The 20,253-nt window shown below is 69.5% G+C and carries 18 protein-coding genes; 3 read left to right on the top strand and 15 right to left on the bottom strand.

The window, feature by feature from the left end:
• Positions 1–56: 56 nt before the first annotated feature.
• The 6 genes from ABZ348_RS02650 to ABZ348_RS02625 are packed head-to-tail and all read right to left on the bottom strand — an operon-like array spanning position 57 to position 6,045.
• Positions 57–1,052: a UbiA prenyltransferase family protein gene (locus ABZ348_RS02650; protein WP_358928563.1), complete on the bottom strand. Its 996-nt coding sequence runs from the start codon at positions 1,050–1,052 to the stop codon at positions 57–59.
• 20 nt (positions 1,053–1,072) lie between these two features.
• Positions 1,073–2,116: an NAD-dependent epimerase/dehydratase family protein gene (locus ABZ348_RS02645; RefSeq protein ID WP_358928561.1), complete on the bottom strand. Its 1,044-nt coding sequence runs from the start codon at positions 2,114–2,116 to the stop codon at positions 1,073–1,075.
• Complete coding sequence (locus tag ABZ348_RS02640) at positions 2,107–3,555, bottom strand: aminotransferase class III-fold pyridoxal phosphate-dependent enzyme (RefSeq protein WP_358928559.1); 1,449 nt, start codon at positions 3,553–3,555, stop codon at positions 2,107–2,109. The genes ABZ348_RS02645 and ABZ348_RS02640 overlap by 10 nt, the downstream gene beginning before the upstream one ends.
• Positions 3,552–4,634 (bottom strand): lysylphosphatidylglycerol synthase domain-containing protein, encoded by a 1,083-nt coding sequence (locus ABZ348_RS02635; protein WP_358928557.1) that lies wholly within the window; start codon positions 4,632–4,634, stop codon positions 3,552–3,554. Before ABZ348_RS02635 ends, ABZ348_RS02640 begins: the two co-directional genes overlap by 4 nt.
• A complete protein-coding gene (locus ABZ348_RS02630; protein ID WP_358928555.1) occupies positions 4,631–5,683 on the bottom strand; it encodes a glycosyltransferase in 1,053 nt (350 codons plus the stop codon). Before ABZ348_RS02630 ends, ABZ348_RS02635 begins: the two co-directional genes overlap by 4 nt.
• Positions 5,680–6,045 carry a hypothetical protein gene (locus ABZ348_RS02625; protein WP_358928553.1) on the bottom strand — a complete coding sequence of 122 codons (366 nt, stop codon included), beginning with the start codon at positions 6,043–6,045 and terminating at the stop codon, positions 5,680–5,682. The genes ABZ348_RS02630 and ABZ348_RS02625 overlap by 4 nt, the downstream gene beginning before the upstream one ends.
• A gap of 513 nt (positions 6,046–6,558) precedes the next feature.
• On the opposite strand from ABZ348_RS02625, the gene ABZ348_RS02620 reads away from it, so the two are divergent.
• Entirely contained in the window at positions 6,559–7,548 is a 990-nt protein-coding gene (locus ABZ348_RS02620) for a LuxR C-terminal-related transcriptional regulator (RefSeq protein ID WP_358928551.1), read from the top strand.
• A 1,166-nt stretch (positions 7,549–8,714) separates the two neighbouring features.
• Positions 8,715–10,112, top strand: coding sequence for an amidohydrolase family protein (locus tag ABZ348_RS02615; protein WP_358928549.1), 1,398 nt, complete (start codon positions 8,715–8,717; stop codon positions 10,110–10,112).
• A 42-nt stretch (positions 10,113–10,154) separates the two neighbouring features.
• Here ABZ348_RS02615 and ABZ348_RS02610 read toward each other — a convergent pair whose 3' ends face one another.
• The 3 genes from ABZ348_RS02610 to ABZ348_RS02600 form a co-directional block, all read right to left on the bottom strand.
• Positions 10,155–12,062 (bottom strand): KedN5 family methylcobalamin-dependent radical SAM C-methyltransferase, encoded by a 1,908-nt coding sequence (locus ABZ348_RS02610; protein WP_358928547.1) that lies wholly within the window; start codon positions 12,060–12,062, stop codon positions 10,155–10,157.
• A 308-nt stretch (positions 12,063–12,370) separates the two neighbouring features.
• Positions 12,371–12,589: an MbtH family protein gene (locus ABZ348_RS02605; protein ID WP_358928799.1), complete on the bottom strand. Its 219-nt coding sequence runs from the start codon at positions 12,587–12,589 to the stop codon at positions 12,371–12,373.
• 694 nt (positions 12,590–13,283) lie between these two features.
• Positions 13,284–13,415: a hypothetical protein gene (locus ABZ348_RS02600; RefSeq protein ID WP_358928545.1), complete on the bottom strand. Its 132-nt coding sequence runs from the start codon at positions 13,413–13,415 to the stop codon at positions 13,284–13,286.
• A gap of 76 nt (positions 13,416–13,491) precedes the next feature.
• Here ABZ348_RS02600 and ABZ348_RS02595 point away from each other — a divergent pair, with 76 nt between their 5' ends.
• Entirely contained in the window at positions 13,492–13,902 is a 411-nt protein-coding gene (locus ABZ348_RS02595; protein ID WP_358928543.1) for a DUF6027 family protein, read from the top strand.
• A 19-nt stretch (positions 13,903–13,921) separates the two neighbouring features.
• Here the strand turns inward: ABZ348_RS02595 and ABZ348_RS02590 are convergent, their stop codons facing one another.
• From ABZ348_RS02590 to ABZ348_RS02565, 6 genes are read right to left on the bottom strand one after another with little or no spacing between them, the layout of a single operon-like run.
• The gene (locus ABZ348_RS02590; RefSeq protein WP_358928541.1) at positions 13,922–14,812 is read right to left on the bottom strand and encodes an arginine deiminase family protein; all 891 of its coding nucleotides are present in this window, start codon (positions 14,810–14,812) and stop codon (positions 13,922–13,924) included.
• A gap of 37 nt (positions 14,813–14,849) precedes the next feature.
• A complete protein-coding gene (locus ABZ348_RS02585; protein WP_358928539.1) occupies positions 14,850–16,103 on the bottom strand; it encodes a sulfotransferase in 1,254 nt (417 codons plus the stop codon).
• Complete coding sequence (locus ABZ348_RS02580; protein ID WP_358928537.1) at positions 16,096–18,030, bottom strand: methyltransferase domain-containing protein; 1,935 nt, start codon at positions 18,028–18,030, stop codon at positions 16,096–16,098. The genes ABZ348_RS02585 and ABZ348_RS02580 overlap by 8 nt, the downstream gene beginning before the upstream one ends.
• Entirely contained in the window at positions 18,027–18,479 is a 453-nt protein-coding gene (locus ABZ348_RS02575; protein ID WP_358928535.1) for a rubrerythrin family protein, read from the bottom strand. The genes ABZ348_RS02580 and ABZ348_RS02575 overlap by 4 nt, the downstream gene beginning before the upstream one ends.
• A gap of 1 nt (position 18,480) precedes the next feature.
• Positions 18,481–19,224 carry a methyltransferase domain-containing protein gene (locus tag ABZ348_RS02570; RefSeq protein WP_358928533.1) on the bottom strand — a complete coding sequence of 248 codons (744 nt, stop codon included), beginning with the start codon at positions 19,222–19,224 and terminating at the stop codon, positions 18,481–18,483.
• Complete coding sequence (locus ABZ348_RS02565; protein WP_358928531.1) at positions 19,221–20,252, bottom strand: sulfotransferase; 1,032 nt, start codon at positions 20,250–20,252, stop codon at positions 19,221–19,223. Before ABZ348_RS02565 ends, ABZ348_RS02570 begins: the two co-directional genes overlap by 4 nt.
• Between the last annotated feature and the right edge of the window lies 1 nt (position 20,253).

Here is a 20,253-nt window from a genome sequence, read left to right as displayed (position 1 = left end):
GTCGGGCCGTGCCTTTCGGGCGGGCGGGCATGGGCGTACGGCAGGGCGGCCGGCACTCAGGCCGGGGATGCCTCCAGGAGCAGCGCGGTGCCGATGAGTGCGGCCCACAGCGCGGAGTTGAGCAGGGTGGCCCGATCGCGCAGCAGGATGCGGACGGGGTTGCCGCCGCCCTGCTCGACCAGCAGGACCTGGAGGTAGCGAGCCAGACCGAAGATCGCGCAGAGGGCGGAGAGCAGGGCCGCGGTGTGGGATGCCCCGGCGAACACCGGGTCCTCGCGGAGGAAGAGCAGATAGGAGATGGCGGTCAGCCCGGCGATCAGGACGATCAGCTGGTCGACGAAGGCGACCGTGTAGCCGCGCAGTGCGGGGCGGTGGCCCAGCCCGGCTGCGGTGAGTTCGTGCCGCCGTTTGCCCAGCGAGAGCAGCAGGCAGAACGAGAAGACACAAATGGCGAGCCAGTCCGGTACCGGCCTGCCGAGGGCGACGCAGCCCAGGGTGAGGCGCAGGACGAAACCGGTGGCCACGATGAACGCGTCCAGGAGGGGCACGTGTTTGAGCCCTCGGCTGTAGCCGAGGCTGATCAGCAGGTAGACGGCGACCGGCCACCACTCGGCGAAGGGGCGCACCAACACGGCTGCGGCCAGTGCGCCGGCCAGTACGGCGGTCAGGGCGAGCGCTCCGCGGGTACCGATCCGGCCGGCCGCGAGCGGCCGGTGCCGTTTGGTGGGGTGCAGACGGTCGCGGTCGCGGTCGGCGAGGTCATTGACCACGTAGACGATCGCGGAGGCGAGGGTGAAGACGGCAAGCGCCCAGAGAATCCGGCCGGCACCACCGAGCGTCCAGTGGTGGGGAGCGAGCAGTGCAAGAGGTACGACGGCCAGGTTCTTCACCCACTGCCCGGGGCGGACCAGGGCCAGCAGGTCTGCGAGCCGTTGCCGGTGCGGTCGGGCGGGTGCTGTCTGGGGCGCGGGAGGGGTGATGAGGGTGGGTGGGACCGCCACGCGCAGGGGCGCGGCGGAGGTCTGCGGGATGTCCACGGCAGGTCTCTCCACGGCTGGGGCTCCAGGGGGCTTTAGAAGAAGACCTTGGCCAGTCCGAGCGCTCCCTGTCGCCAGGGGTCGCGGCTGGTCCGGCCGGTGGCAGCGGTGGCGGCGCGGGTGGGCGGCAGGGTGCGCCACCACTCGTAGGTACGCAAGATGGCGTCGCGGTTGGACTGCTGCGGCTGGAAGCCGAGCCGCTCGCGGGCGCGGCTGATGTCCACGTAGCTGTCGTCGAGCAGTTTGTAGAGCAGCCGGCCGTACACCGGTGAGAGCCGGGTGCGCTCCAGGCCCCGCAGTACGGCGAGGGCCGGGCCTGCGGGCAGCGAGATGACCCGCTTGCCGTGGCCTGCGGCGTCCAGGACGGCTTGGAAGTCCTCGCGGATGGTGCCGAACTCGGCTGCGCCGACGTTGAACACGTCGTTGGCGATCTGGGGAGGTGCCTCCAGTGCGAGCACCACCGCGTCCACCAGGTCGGCCATGCCGAACATCTGGATGCGGACGTCACCGCGCCCGAGCACGGGGAAGTTCCGCCGCTCGTCGGCCCATTCGAAGAGCATCGAGAAGAGGCCCATCCGGCCGGGTCCGACGAAGGTCTTCGGCCGCAGGACCGGCAGGCACATCCCTCTGGCGCGGAACTCCTCGCAGACCGTTTCGGCCTCGGCCTTGGCGCTGCTGTAGGCATCGACGGGCTCGCGCGGGTGATCCTCCGGCGTGGGTACCCGTTTGGGGAGCCCGTAGACGGCGGTGGAGGAGATGTGCACCACGCGAGGGGTCCGGGCCTGTTCGGCGGCGGTGAGGACGCTGCGGGTGCCGTCGACGGTGATGGAGCGGATCTGGTCGACGGGGTAGCTGGGAAGCGCGGCGGCGCAGTGCACCAGGGCGTCGGCGCCGTCGAAGGCGCGGGCCAGTGCGGCACCGTCGCGGATGTCGGCGATCAGGTGGCGGGCGCCCTGTGGTGTGCTCTCGGCGGGGCGCAGATCGAGCCCTGTCACCTCGTGCCCGTCGGCGGTCAACCGGGCGACCAGGTGGGAGCCGAGCATGCCGGCGGCTCCGGTGACGGCGATCCTCAGGCCCATCTGGACACCGCCTTGTCCTTGACGAAGGAGGTGAGCAGTCGGGTGAGGCCCTTGGCAAGGGTCTGTTCGAAGGCGTCCAGGAAGATCTCCACCTCGGCCGGCTCAGCGACCAACGGCGGGGCGACGACCAGCGGGCTGCGGCCGTTGAGCGTGTAGTAGAGGAACACGTCGTGTTCCTGGTACATCGTGTTGATGACCGCGCAGGTGATCAGCTTGGTGCGCAGCAGTGGGTCGCGGGCGAGTCCGCCGGGGGCGAGTTTGGCGGCGAGGTCGAGGATGCGTGGACCGCCGTCGAGGAACACTCCGTACAGGGCCCCGGCGCCCCGGGTGTCGGCGATGATGTCGGGGAACTGCTTGCGCAGCCGCTCCAGGCCCGGGAGGAGCACCCGTTCGATGTCGCGGGCGCGGGCCGGATAGTCGTCCTCCACCGCGATGTTGACGGCCTCGATGGCGGTGGCGGTCTCCTCGCCGAAGCCGTAGTAGGTGGTGCTGGTGGACTGGAGCAGGGCGTCGCCGAGGTTGTCATAGGCCCGTTTGAAGACGGGCTCGCGGGCGACGAAGGCGGAGATGGAGGACTTCCCGCCGCCGAAGGCCTTGGAGGTGGTGACCACATCGGGCACCAGGCCCGGGTAGCGCATGAAGTGGAACAGGCTGCCGGTCTTGCCCCAGCCGGTGTAGATCTCATCGAAGATCAACACGATGTCTTCGGCGGTGCACAACTCCCGCAGACCGCGGAGGAACGCCTCGGAGCACTCGGTCATGGTGGAGGCCGAGAAGGGTTCGATCAGGATCGCGTAGACGTCGCAGCGGCCCTTGGCGTCGCGGGCGCGGGCTACGGCTTCGCGCACCGAGTCCAGGTCGCCGTAGGTGAAGGTGGAGACTCCGGGTATGCCGGGGAACTTGAAGGAGGCCGACTGGGCACTGCCCGTCAGGCTTCCGGAGCCGAGCAGCTTGCCGTGGAAGCTGATGTCGGCGTGCAGGATCTGGGTGCGGCGTCCGGCGTGGTATTTGAACGCGAGTTTCACCGCTCCTTCCACCGCCTCCGCACCGGAGTTGGGGAAGAAGGACATTCCGAGGTCGCCGGGGAGCAGTTGGGCGAGGTTGTGGCCCAGCGCGGCGATGTACGGCGAGAAGTAGGTCTTGTGCACCTCCATGCGCTGCCGCTCCTGGAAGCGGCGGCGGGCAGCCAGGATGCGCGGATGGTTGTGGCCGTGGTGCAACACACCGACACCACCGGTGAAGTCCAGGATGCGACGGCCGTCGCGGGTGTGTATCCAGGCGCCCTCGGCATGGTCGACCAACTCCCGACCGAAGCCGAAGGAGGTCATCAGCGCGACCTGGCTCCGGTTGACGTGGGAGCGGTACAGGTCATGGACTTGACGGACAGTCAAATCCTCTGCTTCGTCGAGGCTCATCAGCGATGCGGAGACGTCGGTCATCGGACCCCTTCCGGAACGGTGGTACGGGACAAAGCGCTCGGAGCGGGACGGGCGAGCCGGGCCCAGAGCAGGGCGGCGGCGGTGGCGGCGACCTCGCTGAGGACACAGACCAGACGGCTGGCGATCACAGCCGCGGTCGCGGCGGGCAATGGCATCACCACGGCCAGCGGGGCCAGCAGCACCAGTTCCCGAGCACCGACCCCGTCGGGCAGCACGAACGCCAGGCTGCCCGCGACGGTGGCCAGCGAGAACCCGCCGACCGCCAGTGCCAGCGAACCCCAGGCCGGTGCGCCGAACAGCACCACCAGAGCCCACAGGTGCAGACCGGACACCGCCCAGGAGGCCAGCGCCAGCAGGATCGATCGGCGGACGGCCTGCGGTGATCCCGGTTCGACTGCCGGGCGCCGGGCCACCCGCAGGACCACCGCCACCAGCCGGTTCACCCAGCCCGGCCGGGCGAACGCGACGACGGCCAGCAGCACCAGCGGCGCGAACAGCCAGGCGTACGCGCCGAGGACGACGGGCGCCATCAGGATTCCTGCGCCGGCTCCGGTGGTCACACCGATCACCAGGCCGAGCCCGAAGCCGGAGAGCATCCTTTCGGGAGGCACACCGGCGTCCCGGCCCAGCTGGAGATGGGCGAGCACTCCCCAGATCCGGCCGGGAACGAACTTGCTGATCATCCCGATGAAGAAGATCCGGGCGGCGGCTGGCATCGGCAACCGGGTCTTTCCATCCACCACCAGGACCCGCCAGGAGAGCATCGACAACGCCAGACCCACCGTGTTCGCCAACACGGCGGCGAACAGGAGCAGTGCGCCTCCGGGGCGGCGGGCTGCGGCCGAGATCTCGGCGCCGGCCGCCTGAAGCGAACCACCGACCGCGAAGACCGTAGCGGTGAGCAGGACCAGGACGGCGACCGGACGCAGGATGCGGGAGCCGAGAACGCGCTGGAGAGCCGAAGGGCGCTGTTCGGCGACGGGGTCGGGCAGGGGCGCGGGTACGGCTGCGGAGGGCCCCGCTCCCGGGCCGGCCGGGTCGGTGTTCGCGCGGGGCGGCGCAGGGGCGGGATCGCTCACCGGCCGACCACCGCCCGGGTTTCGTCCCCGCCGCCGCTACGGTCTCGACCGGTGGGCCCACCGGCCCCGGCACGGTCCGCACGTCGGCGGACCGAGGGGCCGAAGCCCGGTTCGACCAACCAGCGCACCGCCCCCACCAGGGCACCGGACACCAGCGCCAGATGCACCAGGAAGTGGGCCAGCAGAAACCACAGCAGGAATCCGGCCCCCCGACGCCGGACGACGAACCGGACGAGAGGCGGGTCGGACAGCGCGAACAGGAGCAGGAAGATCGCGGGCACCGCCAGCAGCCAGGGCGCCGCCAAGCCGAGCGGCAGGGTGGCGGGCACCAGGGCGGCGGCCAGTACCCCGGTCGGCCGGTTGGCTCTCAGCCCGCTGCCGCGCCTGCTCTCCACCGCCGCCACCGGCACCAGTAGTTGTGAACGCCGGAACTGCTCGGAGAGCATCGACACCAGACGGTCCTCGTCGTCGTGCCGGCCCATCACCGTCTCGGTCAGCCGTATTCGGTACGACGCACCGAGCCGGTCGCTGTACTCCACGTCCTCCGAGTCGCGCAGGTTCTCGTCGAAGGGACCGACCTCCTCGAACACCGCGCGGGGCATCGCCGCCAGCTCGAACACCGCCGTGCCGACCACACCCACACTGCGCCGCCGCCAGAAGTGCTGGTGCATCGTGCGGTAGCGCTCCACCGGTCCGTCGTCGAAGAGCGGTTCGGGGGCGGGGATACCGTGCACACAACCCGTGGTCGGGTCACTCAGCAGCAGGTCGACGGCGTTGGCGAGGGCATCGGGGGCAAGCGCGATGTCGGAGTCCAGGAAGAACAGGATCTCGCCCCGGCTGCTCCGCACACCGAGGTTCCTGGCCGCCGAGACACCCCGGTTGACCGGCGCCTCGACCAGGACGCAGGGGAACTGCCGGACGATGTCACGGGAGTTGTCGGTACTGCAGTCGTCCACGACCACGACCTCCAGCGGGGCGAGGGTCTGTGCGTAGACCGACTCCAACACGGTGGGCAGGGTCTTTGCGTAGTTGTAGTTGGGGATGATCACGGAAATGGTGGGACGGCCCCTCGGCATGTAGTTCCCTGTCCTCTCGGTTCGGTGGTACCGGACGACTCCACCCGGTCGAACGCAGCCAGCACCCATCCATCGGAGCTCCGACGATCGGCGAGCACTCCGGTGAGGAAGCTGAGAGCAGTGGTTTCGGCGTCGGCCGGACCGGCCGCCTCCATGAAGAGCGCGACATGGACGCGGTCCAGTCCCACGACGGTGTGCAGATGCACGAGAGCGGCGGTGTGGCCGGCGTCATCCGGCCGCCGGTGCTGTCGGATGATCTCGGCCAATCTGCTGGGCCCGGGGGAGCATTCGGCCCTGCTCCCGATGCGCATCAGCAGAGCAGTTACGAGGTACATGGGGCAGCAGGCTCGGGGCTCAGCCCCGGAAGAACCCGACCGGGGGCCCGTCCGAAGCAGCAGCGAACGGCCCGAACAGCACGCTCCCCACACCTCCGGAGAGCCCTCGCACCGGGACCCGACAACCTGCCGGTTCGCGCTGTGAACTCGCCATGTGGCTGCTCCCCTCGGCTGTGGACCCGGATCGGAACCGGCCCTTGCGCCGATACTGGCCAGCCCGTCGGGGGTCCGACTAGCCCCGACGGGTGGCAGGCAGTGTCGCGGCACTCGGCTGCCGCCGCCGTCCAGGTACGTGTGTCGGCGCCGAGCAGGGAGGATGTCGGGGTGGCAGCGAGTTGCCCGGCACATTCCGGCCACCGCTCTTTTCTAGGTCTATACCATGAGCAAACCTGGGGACGTTCACCGGCGGCAACCGCTCGGTCCGGCCGACCGACCCGGCCGACACCCTGCGCCCGCGCCCGCACCTGCGCCCTTGACCGAAATGACGTGCGTACCCGGAGGTTTGGGCAAGTGATGTTTCACGCACTCGGGCTGGACCCGAAGACCGAGACCGTCTACCGGCTCTTTCTGGACGAGCCCGAGCTGAGGCTCGACCAGATCGTCGCCAGGGTCGGCCTGAGCGAGCAGGAGGTGCGGGACGCCCTCGATCGCCTAGCCGACCTCTCCCTGCTCGATCAGGCAGAGGTCCACGCGGCCGGACAGTTGCTCTTCCGGGCGACCGACCCTGGAGCCGGCCTCTCCTATCTCCTCTCCCGCAGGGAGGCCGAACTGGCCAAGCAACAAAGGGGGTTGGAGGCGGCGAGGACCGCCGTCTCCACTCTCACCGCATACCGCACCGCACATGCGCCACGCGGCTACGACGTCGTCAAGCGGTTGGAAGGCCGCCACGAAATGCGCGAGCGCCTCGCCGAACTCGCCGAACTCGCCCGCGTCGAATGCCTCTCACTGCTCCCCGGATGCGGCCATGCCAGCAATGACTTGGACGCCCACCGGGCGATCGACCAGCGGGCACTGGCACGCGGCGTCCGAATCCGCAGCATCTACCAGGACAGTTTCCGCAATGCGCCGGAGACGATGCGCTACGTCAACTGGCTGGGCAACCTCGGTGGCGAGGTCCGCACCCTGCCATCGCTGGAGGCACCCATGGCGCTCTTCGACCGCGAGGTGGCGCTGGTCCCCCTCGACCCCGGAAACATCTGGGCCGGAGCCCTGGAGTTACGCAGCGCCGGCACCGTCACCCCCGCCCGGCTGCTCTTCGAGGAGTACTGGAGACGGGCCAACCCGATCGGCCCCACTCCACCTCGCGACCACCATGACCTCAGCCCGCAGGAGAAGGAACTTCTGCGCCTGCTCGCCAACGGCCACACGGATGCCACCGTCGGGCGTCGCCTCGGCGTGTCACTGCGCACGGTACGCCGAATGAACGCCGATCTGACGGGGAGGCTCGCCGCCCGCAGCCGCTTCCAGACCGGCGCGGAGGCGGTACGACACGGCTGGATCTGACGCCCGTCCGCAGCGGAGCGTCCGGCGTCGAACCCGACCTCGCTGGAACCTCGATGTCACCCGGTGCGGTGGTCGGTGAGCTCGCTCCGCCTGGCCCACCCTGGTCCGCCGGGCGCGAAGTACCTGCCCGGCCTGGACTGATCCCAGCCAGCGCTGACTGACGCCTGAGCCGTACGACTCGCCCCGTGGGTCAACGCGGAACTCTCAAGGGGCTCACAGGAGCCCATCGAGGTCGCAGTGTTTGCGCACGTAGATCTCTTCGGCGGGGGAGGGTGGGCGCCTTCTGTGCAAGGTGGCGCAGCGCTGCTGCTGAACGAGCTATCCCGCGCGGCGGGAATCCAGCGAACGTTGCTGGGTTTTCGCTGACATCATTCCTGGGCTGGGAGCGACTGGCCCGGTGGCGCCTGCTCGGCTCTGAGCGGGATCCGTCGGGCTGGCGCGGATTCCCGTCCGTGGGCGGTTGTCGGGACCTCTGGGGCGGACCCTCGCCGACCCTCCTGCTGACGTTGCTGACGTTGCTGACGATGCGGCGGTCGAGTCGGGGCGGACCTTGACTGAGGGGGAAGGGCGCGGGCGCCTGCCGCAGCTGCGGCGTCCCGCGACACTCAGTTCATGTGACTGGCGCGGCGTTTTGTGGGGCCGGGCGTCTGTGAGGAGACATCTCGCGCGACGCGGCTGTTGAGCAGGCCGAACCTGATCTTGCAATCACTGCGGCTACCCACGGCCTGTGGGTCTTTGAACCCTACCCGCCGGGGCAGTGCAGCTCAACGCCGTACGACCGGACACTCCATCGCGGAACCTACAGCCGTCCCACCTCTCCCGTACCGCACATGGAGCCCCCTGTGACAGTGTGCACGTCGCTGTACAGTATGGACGATATTCTGCACGCTAACCCTCGGTTGGAGGTGAAATTTCAGACTCATTGAGGATTTGCGCCCACCTCTTGACATGAATACTGCACGCGGCGTGCACTAAAGCACACACGCCTTTCGTTGAAGGCGCAGGCTTTTGGGATGCGGAGGTCTCGCTGTGGCAGTCGGTGCACCGTCTGGATCATCCGCCCCTCGGGTCCGGACCGACCTCGTCGGCACCCGAAATCGACTCACCGCCGAGCTTCGCGCAGAAGTGCTCGTCGGCCAACCACCCCGTCATCCAGGGAGTTACCTGTGTCTGCGACCACTTCGACCACTGAGCGTCGGCTGCTGATCAAGAGCGCCACCGTCCTCACCATGGACCCCGAATACGGCGACCTGACCAACGGGGACATCCTGATCACCGGGGACCGCATCACCGCAGTCGGACCCGACCTCACCGACCGGGCACCCGCCGACGCCGAGGTCATCGATGCCCGTGGCATGATCGCCATTCCCGGCCTCATCGACACCCACATGCACGCTTGGCAGACCCCCCTCAAGGGGCTGTACGCCGAGGGGTGGACCCTCGACGACTACCTGAGCAAGGTCTTCTACCTCCGCGAGCACTTCACCCCCGACGACATCTACGACGCCACCTTCTCCGGATCCGTGCAGATGCTCGACGCCGGAGTCACCGGAGTCCTCGACTTCTGCCACAACGTCATGTCCCCGGAGGCCGCCGACGCCGGACTGCGCGCCCACCGCCTCACCGGCCAGCGCGCCCTCTTCGCTTTCGGAATGCTCGGCAGCTTCGGCGCCCCGCCCGAGGACCACGCCTGGCGCCTCGAACACGTGCGACGCCTCCACGAGGAGGTCAACCTCGGCGGCGACGGGCTCCTCCGAGTCGGTATGGCCCTCGGCTCCGTCGAGTACGGCACCCTGGAGCAGGTCACCAAGGAGATCGGCCTCGCCCGGGAACTCGGTATGCGGATGAGCATCCACCAAAACCCGCCCGGTCAGATCCACGCACTCCACGAAGCCGGGCTCCTCGGCCCCGACATCGTCCCCGCACACGCCAACGCCGCCTCGGACGGAGAACTCGCGGCCCTCGCGGCCTGCGGCGGAGGGATCTCCTTCACACCCGAGGGCGAGTTCGGCGGTGGCGGCTCCATGGACATCCTCAACCGCGCCCACCGCATCGGCGCCCAACCCAGCCTCGGGATCGACACGCACACCCGCGTCTCCATCGACCTGTTCGCTGCGATGCGTCTGACCTACCTGCTCATGCGCAACGTCGACGCCGACACGGAACGCCGAGCCGGCCGCTGGCCGCTGACGTACAGCCCGGACGTTCCTCTGATCAGGCCCCGCCACATGTTGGAGTTCGCCACCGTCAACGCCGCCGCGCACCTCGGCCTCAGCGATGAACTGGGCCGTCTCACCCCCGGACGCCTTGCCGACGTCGTCCTGGTCAACACCGAGCCCTACGGCATCGCCCTCGGCGACCCCGCAGCGCACATCGTCCTCCAGACCACCCCGCGTGACGTCGACACCGTCATCGTGGGTGGCCAGGTACGCAAGCAGAACGGCGTCCTCACCGACCTCGACCCCACCGCCGCAGGCGCCGCGACCCGCCGAGTCCGCGAGCGAGTCTTCGCCGACGCCGCCGCCCACGGCGGACCGGTACCCGACTTTGAACCCGCCCGGTGAGCTGAAGCGCACGAGGCTGGCCGCGCGTTCGTGGAGGCAGGATCAGCGTGTGGACGCGTTGTCGTACGAAGTGTTCGTCCGTTGTGCGGTCAGCCCCCGGATCTCCAGGCAACGACCGGCGTAGTAGGTCGCGAGTTCGTGGTTGTCGAGGTAGTCGTCGAACCCGACGCGATACGCGAGCGTCAGTTCGACCGGCGAGGGTTCATCGTCGAACGGCCGGCTCGCGCGGATGGCGTCGAGAACGTGCGGCATCGCGTACTGGAACCGCAGGCCGCTGCGGACGTAGTGCGGCAGACCGTCGATGCTGCGCACCTCGGCGCCCTCGGCCCCCGTCCTGCAGTAGATCGGGCGGGTCGCATTGTCATAGCGGAAGATCTCGTCCAGTAGCGGCCTGTGCTGCTCGGGCACCTTCGGCAGGATCGCCTCGTCCCACCACCGCTGGAAGATCGGCGCGAACCTAGGGTCTGCGTAGAGCTTGTGCAGCGACTCGACGATCAGTCCGGAGTCGGTGAACTCGCTGCCGTGGCCGAGCAATTCGGCGACGGCGGGATCGGTCGAGTCCTGGAACCAGTCCGACAGGAACAGCAGTACGGTGCTCTGGGTGAGCCCGGCCAGCTCCCGCAGCGGTATCCAGATGTGCCGGAAGTACATGTTCTCGCTCATCATCCGGGCCCAGAACATGAACCGCTGCATCATGGTGTTTTCAGCGACCGTGACGGTGCGGTTAGCGAGAACGTACTCGAAGTCATCGTTGTCACCGCGCACGGTGACGAATCCGTGCTCCTCGCGGTTCTCCGTGTAGCTCGTATTGGGCAGCAGCAACAGGGGGTAGACGGCGATGCGGGAGACATGTTTGGACAGCTGGTCGTAGCCCGTCAGGAACGAGTCGACCGTCTCACCCGGAGCGCCCCAGATCAGCTCGGCGTAGGCGTCGAGTCCCTCCGCCGCTAGCCACGCCGCCAGGTCCTTCCACTCGTTGAGCCGCATGTTGCTTCTGCCCATGTCACGCAACGCCGTGTCGTCCAGTGTCTGCAGCGCCACGGTGAACGAGCTCTGGAACCCCTCGGCCTTCATCCGGCGGATGATGTTGTGGAACGTCTTGGACTTGTTCTTCGCCCACGATGTCTCCAACGACTGCGGGAACCCGTACTTCTCGCGTGTCCTGACGAGGTCCTCGACGAACTCCGCGTCCGGCTGTCGCATACCGAAGTTCGAGTCGCACAACACCACCGTCGGAATCTGGTGGTAACCGAAGATGTCGAGCTCCGCGCGCAGCCGCTCGCGGGAGAAGTCGCGCATCCTCTGGCCGACCGCGCCACCCCAGTAACAGAACGAGCACTTGTACGGACAGCCACGGTTGGTCTCCATCAGCGCAACGTCGTAGGGGAACCGGCCGTTGTGGTCGAGCAGCGGGATGGCCCCGGTGAGGAATGGTGACGGAATGATGTCCAGGTCGGCGATCCGCGGTGCCTCGGCGGTGGTGTGGATCGTGCCTTCCTCGTCGCGGTAGGAGATTCCCGGCACCTGCGGGAGGTCGTGCGGCGACTTCTCCTCAAGGAAGGCGAGCAGCAGGTCGCGGAAGGTGAACTCGCCCTCGCCGTTCGCGACGACGTCGACCTCGGGGAAGCGCCGGAAGACGCGTTCCGCCTGGTGCGCGACGTGTGTTCCGCCGAAGACGACCCAGCCGTCCGGACGCACCGACTTATAGGTCTCGGCGAGCGCGCCGAACTGGTTGAAGTTCCAGCCGAAGACCGAGAACGCGAGCACGTCCGGCACGACCCCGGAGAAGATCGTGCGCGCCATCGAGCCGAGGGATTCTCCACCGCGGAAGTTCTGTATTGCCACGTCGAACTCGGGTCCCACTATGGGATCGGCCCGTGCTGCGGCTGTGAGATAGCCGGCGGCGAGCGGCATCGACTCCTTGGGCATGTCCCAGGCGCCCTGTTGCACGATCAGCGCGCACCCGCGCTTTTCCCGTGAACGTGGGCGTGGTCGTGGTCGTGGTAACGGAAGTGTGGACTGACTCACTGTTCTGCCCCTATGCCGCCAGGCCGCCAGGTTTCCGCGGGCGATTACACGCTGTGCACCGTGTGAAATGTGGTGGTCCAACTGGCTCCGACGTTCAACCGCGGAATTCGGCGCGGTGCACGCTCACCGTCGGTGCGTCTTTCGACGGTGAGCGGACGTGGAGTGCTATGCGGGTGACGAAGCGGTCCACCACCGCTGCCACTGTGAAGACCGTGAATTTATCCGATGGTTCACCCGGTTGAGTCGTCCATGGCTCGGCGCAGGGAGGCCGGACGCAGATCGGTCCAGTTCGCCTCGACGTGGGCCAGGCACGCCGCCCGGTCGTCCGGGCCGTGCACCACGTGCCACCCGGCGGGCACCGGAGCGAACTCCGGCCACAGTGAGTGCTGGTCCTCGTCGTTGCGCAGGACCCGGAACACTCCGTTCTCGTCGTCGAACGGGTTGGTCATATCAGCCATGCCGCCTCCCAGTCGCCGCACCCTACAACGCGCCGTCGGGTGGTCAACACTCCCGCCTTCCAGCACGGTGACCTCCGACGAAAGGGGTTCGGGTGCCGGGCGATCCGCGGTGCGGGAGGGCCAGTTGGATTCACCGGTCTGCCCGGCTCGGGCGCGTCTGCGGCAAGCCGCGGCGCCGACTCCGCGGCGGTCCGGTCCGGCCCAGGTGCTGACGGGGATGTGCCACGACACGACCTGTTTCCCCGGTCTCGGGTTCCGGGGCGCGCGACCGGAGCGGGAACGTCCGGCGGGCGGGCGATGGTGCCGGCCCGGCGCGGCGTCATCGTGTGGGTAACGGTGATCGCGCCCTACCGGGTAGTCCGCGACGAGGTGCACTCCGCCGTCACACTCCGCCCGCACACTCCGCTCCCACGCACCACCGACACACCGTCCACGCCGTTGCCGGGGTCGGCCACCAGGAAGTGTGCGTGCGGCCCGAGACGTGATGGGACTGCACGCCGAGGCCAACGCCGGTCAGATCACCGGAACAGCCGGGACGGGCAAGACGACTGGGGCGTACGAGCCGTCCGAGGCACCCCAGTTGCGGCTGCGTACCACCGACCGCCACGGCCTCGGGCGGCCCTGCTTCTGCCTGCTTCGTGAGGACGCCCCGGCCCGCCCGTGTGGGAGGGCCGGGGCGGTTTGGTCAGATGCGGTAGCCGAGGCTGCGCAGCTGCTGACGGATCGCCTCGTCGTCGGCCGTAGCGGTGCCGCTGATCGCGGCGCCCGAGTCGGTCGGAATGAGCGCGACTTGCTCCTCACGAAGGTTCTCGTTCACTGGATTCTCCTTTCCTGATTTCGGTGTTCATCCTTGCCCGGTGGGACAAGCTCAGTGCCGCCCTTAGGGTGGCGGTATGGACGGCGACATGGATGACCTGGCCTATGACGCGACCGGTACGCCGACGGTTCGGCTGCGCCAGTGGGAACGGTGCTGGCAGCCGGACGACCGGCATGCCAACTTCAAGGCCGAGGTGGTCGACTACGGGCTCCTCGATCCGCTGGTGACGGTGCGTGGCATGTCTCAGAACCTGGACATCCCGACCGGCGCGATCGTTCGGTACGTGCTGGCGAAGTGGGCCACCGGTGGCAGTGGCGGCCTGCTCGAACTCGGGCCGGTGATGGTGCCGCGCCTGTGGGAGCCGATCGCAGCCGCAGAGGAGGCCGACTCCGACGAGCAGCGGCTCGCGGCGTACCACCAGCTCCGGCAGATGATCTCTTGGCTGAAGGTGCCGCTGGACGACCCCACGGTGTACCCGGCCCAGTAATCGGCCCAGTGACCGGCTCTCAGTGCTCACGACGCACCACCCCGGTCACGCAGCCGATCCCGCCGGCCGCCCGCAGGTACTCGCCGATGTCGATCTCGTCGACGGCCACACCCGCCCGCTCCAGCGTCCGCCGGATTCCCGGGCAGCCAGCGGGCATCAGCACCCGCCCCGGCGCGAGCACCAACAGGTTCATCCCGCGCCGCACCAGCAGTTCGTCATCCGGCGGCAGTGCGATCACCCGATAGCCGTACTCGGCGAGCAGTGCCGTCAACTCCGGCGGGCATGCCGCCCGGTGGATGACGGCGGTGGACGAGTCGAGGAACACCACCGTTCCCAGCAGGTGCTGTACGCCCGGCGCCAGCGGCACCGTCACCACCCGCGCCCCCAGTCCTGCGACCGCCGATGCGACCTCGGCCGCGCCGGCCGCGTTCGTGCGGAACCCGGTACCGACGATCACCGTCGACGGGTCGATCCACAGCGCGTCGGCGCCCTCGAACACGGCTGTGCCGGACACCGTGCGCAGGATCGGGAACCCGGCCCCGGCCAGCGCGAGCGCGGCGTGCCGTTCCTCGCCGGCCCGCTGCGTCGACGCCATCCGCGCCAGCACCGCCCCGGCCGGGGTCATCCAGAACAGGTCCCGTGCGAACACCACGTTCGGTGTCGCCGCGGGGGACGTCAGGTGTACCTCGACCCCGTGGTCCCGCAGGCGGTCCGCCAACGCGTCGTACTGCGCCCGCATCGCCGGGAGATCCACCGGCCCGAGCATGAGCGAGGCCCCCGGCCGTTGCACCGTGGCGATGCTGTCCGGCGGACGGACCAGCAGTACCGACCGCAGCGCGGCCGTCTCCGACCGGTACCCGCACGGCGCCCACACACCTCCGGCCGCTACTTCGTCCACATGCGACGCCACTCGGGGGATCCACCCCGGGCCGCCGTGGGTGCTTAGCTCAGATCCAGTGGTCGTCACGGTCATAGCCAAGCCTTTCCGCCATCGCGAGCACGTCGGTGCTCAGCGCGGACCGTATTTCCTCTTCCCGCGCCCGCCATCGGCCGGGGCGTGGTGCGGCGGTGGCCACGGTGGCGGCGATGCCGTCGGTCGCGGCCCGCTTCAGCGGCCCGTCGAACGGGATCCCCAGCCAGTCCGCGATCCGCTCGACGGCGTTCGCGCGGGCCGGCGGACCGCTGATCAGGTCCTCGAACCGCACCGTGTGATCCGCCCCGTGCGCAAGCACCGCACGGTGACTCGACAGCCACTGGTGGGCGCAGACCCGGGGCAGGGCGGCGGCGGTGTACGCGGGCCAAGAGGGTGGTAGGTCGAACTTCCACCAGTGCCGGTCGGCCGGCCGCACATCGGCGTATCCGGCGATGCGCAGTGGTTCGTCCAGCCGGTACGCGTGGAACCCGTGGTGCAGCCACCCGTCGACCAGGCCGTTGATCGATGCGGCCGGGTTCCGGGTCAGGTGCAGCACCCGTAGGCGGGCGTTCGGGAACGCCGCCCGTAGGAAGCCGAGTCGATAGGCGTTGCCCGGCGTCTTGATCACCAGTGGCTTCGTGGCGAGATCGTGTTCGTCCGCGGGCCGCCACGGGCGGGGGAGGACGAAGGGCGGCTCTTCGAGCAGCACGTCACCGGGCGGCCCGGCCGGTCGTGGTCCCGGTGACTGCCCGGGAAGGTCGTAGTACCACGGGTTCACACCGGCCATCCCGATCACCGCCCGGGCGAACCGGGGGAGATCACGGTCCAGTACCGCCTCGGCGGTCCGCACCAGGTCGACGGGATCGAGGTCCAGCCCCGGCCACTGCACGACCAGCCGCCACGCCGCGTCCACCGCCAGGTTCTCCACGCCGGTGCCGGGAGAGCCCGCGTCCAATGCCAGTTCTGCTTCGAACAACGCCCGGGCCTGTGGCGGAAGCCCGTGCCAGTGCGCCGCGTCCAGCACGTCGGATCCGGAGCCGCTGTGCGGGTGGTCGAGGCCGACCAGCCGCAGCAATGGATTCAGCTCCGCCCGCAGGTGCAGCAGGTGCGGCGAGGACCGCAACAGCTCGGCGAGCATGCTCGACCCGCCCCGCGAACTCGACGCGACGACGACGAGATCGCGCACCTTCGCGCGGAAGTGCGGCACGGGCGTGCCCCGCAGTGGCCGGAGCACCTCCAATCCACGCACGACCTCGGCGACCGGGCGATCCACGGTGCGGCTAGGCATGGTCGGGCTTTCGCACCGAGTACACACACCAGCGCCACCGGTCGCGCACCGAGCCGTCCGGCAACACCTCGAACGGGTGTACGGCGCGCACCTCGCGCGGCGCGTCGTAGTAGAGGCGGTAGATCTCCTGCCGGTTCGCCGGAGTCGTCTCATGGGTGTCGATCCACCGGTCGATCGACTCCCACAGGAAGTACTCCTCCATCCGCACGTCGGTGAACCCGCCGCCGGTGAGTAACCCCCGGAAGTCCTCCTCGCGGAACATCTGGTACAGCAGTGGCTGCTTCTTCTTGAACACGCGGAACATCCAGAACGCGTCCACGTCCGCGTACGGCACGATCTGCCCGACGATGAACTGCCCGCCCGGCCGCAGCACACGGAAGATCTCCGACACCGGCCGCTCCGGCTGGGGCAGCAGGTGCAGCACCTCCCGGGTGACCACGAGGTCGAAACTGGCGTCGGGGAACGGCAGGTCGTAGACGGTGCCCTGGTGCACGACGTCCAGCCGGGTAGCGGCGATCGCGGCCATCTCCGGGGTGAGGTCCAGCCCGACCATCTCGCCGACCCGGCCGCGGAACGCGCCGCCGACGACACCGCTGCCGCAGCACACGTCCAACATCCGCGCGTCCGGCGGTACCGCGCACAGCTCCGCGTGCTTGCCGAGCAGGTCCTCGTCAGTGAGCCAGGCGCACGAGTCGTGCCAGTCCTTCGAGCGGATCCCGAACTGTCGCTGGTAGACCGCGTAGTCGACCTCGACGGCCCGGGTCCGGGAGCGTGCCGTCCGCCCGGCCAGCCGCGCGGCCATCCGGGCCCGACTGGCGTCGATGGCCCGTTCGGCGATGCGGCGGGCCAGCTCCGGGTCGTCCGCCAGCGCCCGCCGCGCCTGCTCGGTGACGACGTCGAACACGCGGGCGCCCGCGTCCTCGTTGCGCAGGGTGCGTTTGGTCTGGCCGTCGAACCGCGCGTCCGGGATCCGGATCGCGATCACCGCGGTCAGCCCCTCCAGGATGTCGACCACGGTCATCTTGTCCGCGGACGCGCCGAGGTGGTCGGCCACCACCCCGGCCAGCGCGCTGCGCAGGGCGTCCACGTGCGATCCGCCCAGGTCGGTGCGGATGGTGTTGACGTAGCTGAAGATCTGCTCCGCGTACCCCTCGGTCCACTGAACGGCGGCGTCGATCACGCACCCGTCCCCGGCCCAGGTGATGGTGGCCGGCTCGGCGTGCACCTTCTCCGCGTCGCGGGCGCGGTACGCGAGCAGGCCCCGCACCCCGGTCGTCTCGCACAGCGACTCGTGCCGCCCGGTGCGGTGGTCGGTGAGTTCGACCCGTAGGCCCGGGTGGAGGTACGCGATGTCGAGCAGCCGGGCGTGGAGCAGGTCCGCGTCGAGCACACACGAGGAGAAGATCTCCGGGTCCGGACGGAACCACACCCGGGTACCGCGGCGGTCGCTGTCGCCGACCCGCTTGAGCGGGGTCTCGATCGAGCCTTTGGCGAACGACTCGCTGTGGTGCGCGCCGTCGCGCCACACATCCAGCCGCAACCACTCCGACAACGCGTTCACGCAGGCCAGGCCGACGCCGTGCAGCCCGGCCGAGGTCGCATACGAGGTGTGGTCGAACTTGCCCCCCGAGTGCAGCGTGGTGAGCACGAGCTCACACGCCGGGATCCCGGCCTCCGGGTGCGGGTCGGTGGGGATGCCCCGGCCGTCGTCGGTGACCGAGCAGGAGCCGTCGCCGTGCAACTCCACCGAGATCGCGCCGCAGTGCCCGGCGGCGGCCTCGTCCACGGCGTTGTCCACCAGTTCGAGCACCAGGTGGTGGGCGCCGTCCGAGCCGGTCGACCCGACGTACATCGACGGGTTGCGGCGCACTGCCTCCAGCCCGGAGTAGAGGGTGATCGCCTCGGCTGTGTAGTCGGTGGTGGTCATGGCGCTCCGTTTCCGGCGAACCGCGGCTCGGTCAGCACGGTGAGGGCCTGCTCCAGCCGGTCCACGTGCGTCTTCTTCAGCGTGCACAGCGTCTCCAGCCAGCTCGCCAGATCCGCCACGCCTTCCATGTGCGCCCGCGCCGCCAGGCCGGGGTAGCGTTCGGTGGCCTCGACGAGGTCGCCGCTGATCGCCGCGGCGAGGTTGCGGCGGGTGTCGCCGGGCGCGCGCCCGGTGCCCGCATCGTCGCCGCCCAACAGGTCGCGCAGCAGATCCAGGTGGCCGTGGGCGGCGCAGGCCACACTCTCGGCGAGCTCGCCGAACACCCGGGCGGCCTCGGTGTGACCCTCGATCTCGGCGACCTGTGCGAAGTAGGTGTACCGCGCGGCGGTGGCCGCCTCGGCGAGGAACGCGGCCTGTACGCCGTCGGCAAGGGACTGGTCCGGTTCCATGTCAGACCCTCGTTCCCGAGGCGACGACGAACAGCATGTGGTCGGTGATCCGCCCGCCCGCCTCGGCCACTGCGTGCCGGGCGCGGAACGCGGGTGACGCCTTCCCGTAGCAGTCCCGGATGGCCTCCCGCGCGTCTTCGCCGATCGCGCCGTTGTCCGACCACACGTCCACGTCCTCCACCGACACGTACCGCTGCGACCGCACCGGGTCGCACCCCGCGCCGGCGAGCAGGGCCTCGACATCGCCGGGCCGGAAGAAGTGCCGCCGGGCCGGGTTGCGCAGCCGCAGGATCTCGAAGTACTCGTCGCGGTCGTCGTCCCCGTAGGCGCACAGGTGGGTCAGCACGATCCGCCCACCCGGCCGGGTCACCCGCACCATCTCCCGCACCGCGTCCGGCAGCGTCATGAACTGGATCCCCTGACGGCACACCACGATGTCGAACGTGCCGTCCTCGAACGGCAGCTTCTCCGCCGGGGCGATCACCAGTTCGTCGAGCATGTCGCGCGCCTGCTCGGCCATCTCCGGCGTGATGTCCACGCCGACCAGCCGCCGCACCCGCCCGGCGAACAGCCTTGACACCAGTCCGGTGCCGCATGCCACGTCCAGGACCGCATCGCCCGGTCGGGGCGCGGCCGTGGACAGCATCAGCTCGCCGAGTGCGTCGTCGGTGCACCACGAACTGGATCGATCGTAGGTACTCGCACGGTCGGCGAAGTGCGTGCGGACGCTTCCCTTTTCGGTCATCTGCTCTCTCCTGCCAGAACCCGGGCGCGGCCCGGCGTCGCGCGGCGGCGCAGTCGGCGGACGGTGGCGTCGCGCCGCCAGCGCCGGAAGTGGTTGCGGTCGGTGCGCAGCGATCGTGCCTCCACCGCCAGCCGCACCGCGAACCCGCGCAGTGCGACGCCGAGCGGGCCGGGCGCCGGTTCGCCCAGCGAGGCCTCGTCGAACGGGTAGCGAAGCGTCTTCATCGGTCGAGCGGCCACGCTCTCCACCTGTCGCCGCTCCCGGTCGGACAGCCCCCGCCGGTGGGCGCCGATCCGGGCCGTGGTGATCGGGTCGCCCGCCGTGCGCCAGGACGCCGACAGGGACGCTGTCAGCCGGGCGTTGTCGTTGAGGTGGTGCGCCAGCATCGCCGGCTCGAACGTCTCCCCGATGAAGTCACAGATCGCCCTGATCTCCCGGTCGGGCGAGGACACCAGGTCCTCGTACCGCACCAGGTGCACCACTTTCGGCCCCCACCGCTCCAGAGCTGCGCGGGCGAGCTCCTGTTCGGCCGCCCACCGCAGCGCCATGCGGTACGGGTGGCAGTAGCCGAACACGGCCCGCTTCGCCGACGCGACCACATCGCGGGGATCGCGCACCAACCACAGGAACCGCGCGTCCGGGAGTTCGGCGAGCACCTCGTCGACATGCTCGACCATGAACGTGCTCTTGCACCCCCACCGGGCCGCTCCCTCCGCGATGCGGTACTGGTCGTAGATGGCCGACACCACCCCGAACAGCGACGGCGCCTCTCCACCCACGGCAGCCTCGGTCACCGCGGCCCGGTCGATCACGTGCGGCCACGGGTGGATGTGGTTGCGCAGCAACCACATCGCTTCGCCCACCATCGCATCGACATCACCGTTGTACGGGATTCCGGACAGGTACCGCATGAAGTGCGGCGGATGCGGGACCGCGATCCGCGAGTGCGCGTCGAGCACCAGCCGCAGCAGGTTCGACCCGGAGCGCTCTGTCCCGATGATCAGGATCGGGCCGTCCTGGGTGGACACC

The organism is Streptomyces sp. NPDC005963 (assembly GCF_040638655.1).
Lineage (GTDB): Bacteria > Actinomycetota > Actinomycetes > Streptomycetales > Streptomycetaceae > Streptomyces.
Note: the sequence above shows the minus strand (reverse complement) of the source record. Positions and strands in the feature narration are given on the sequence as shown.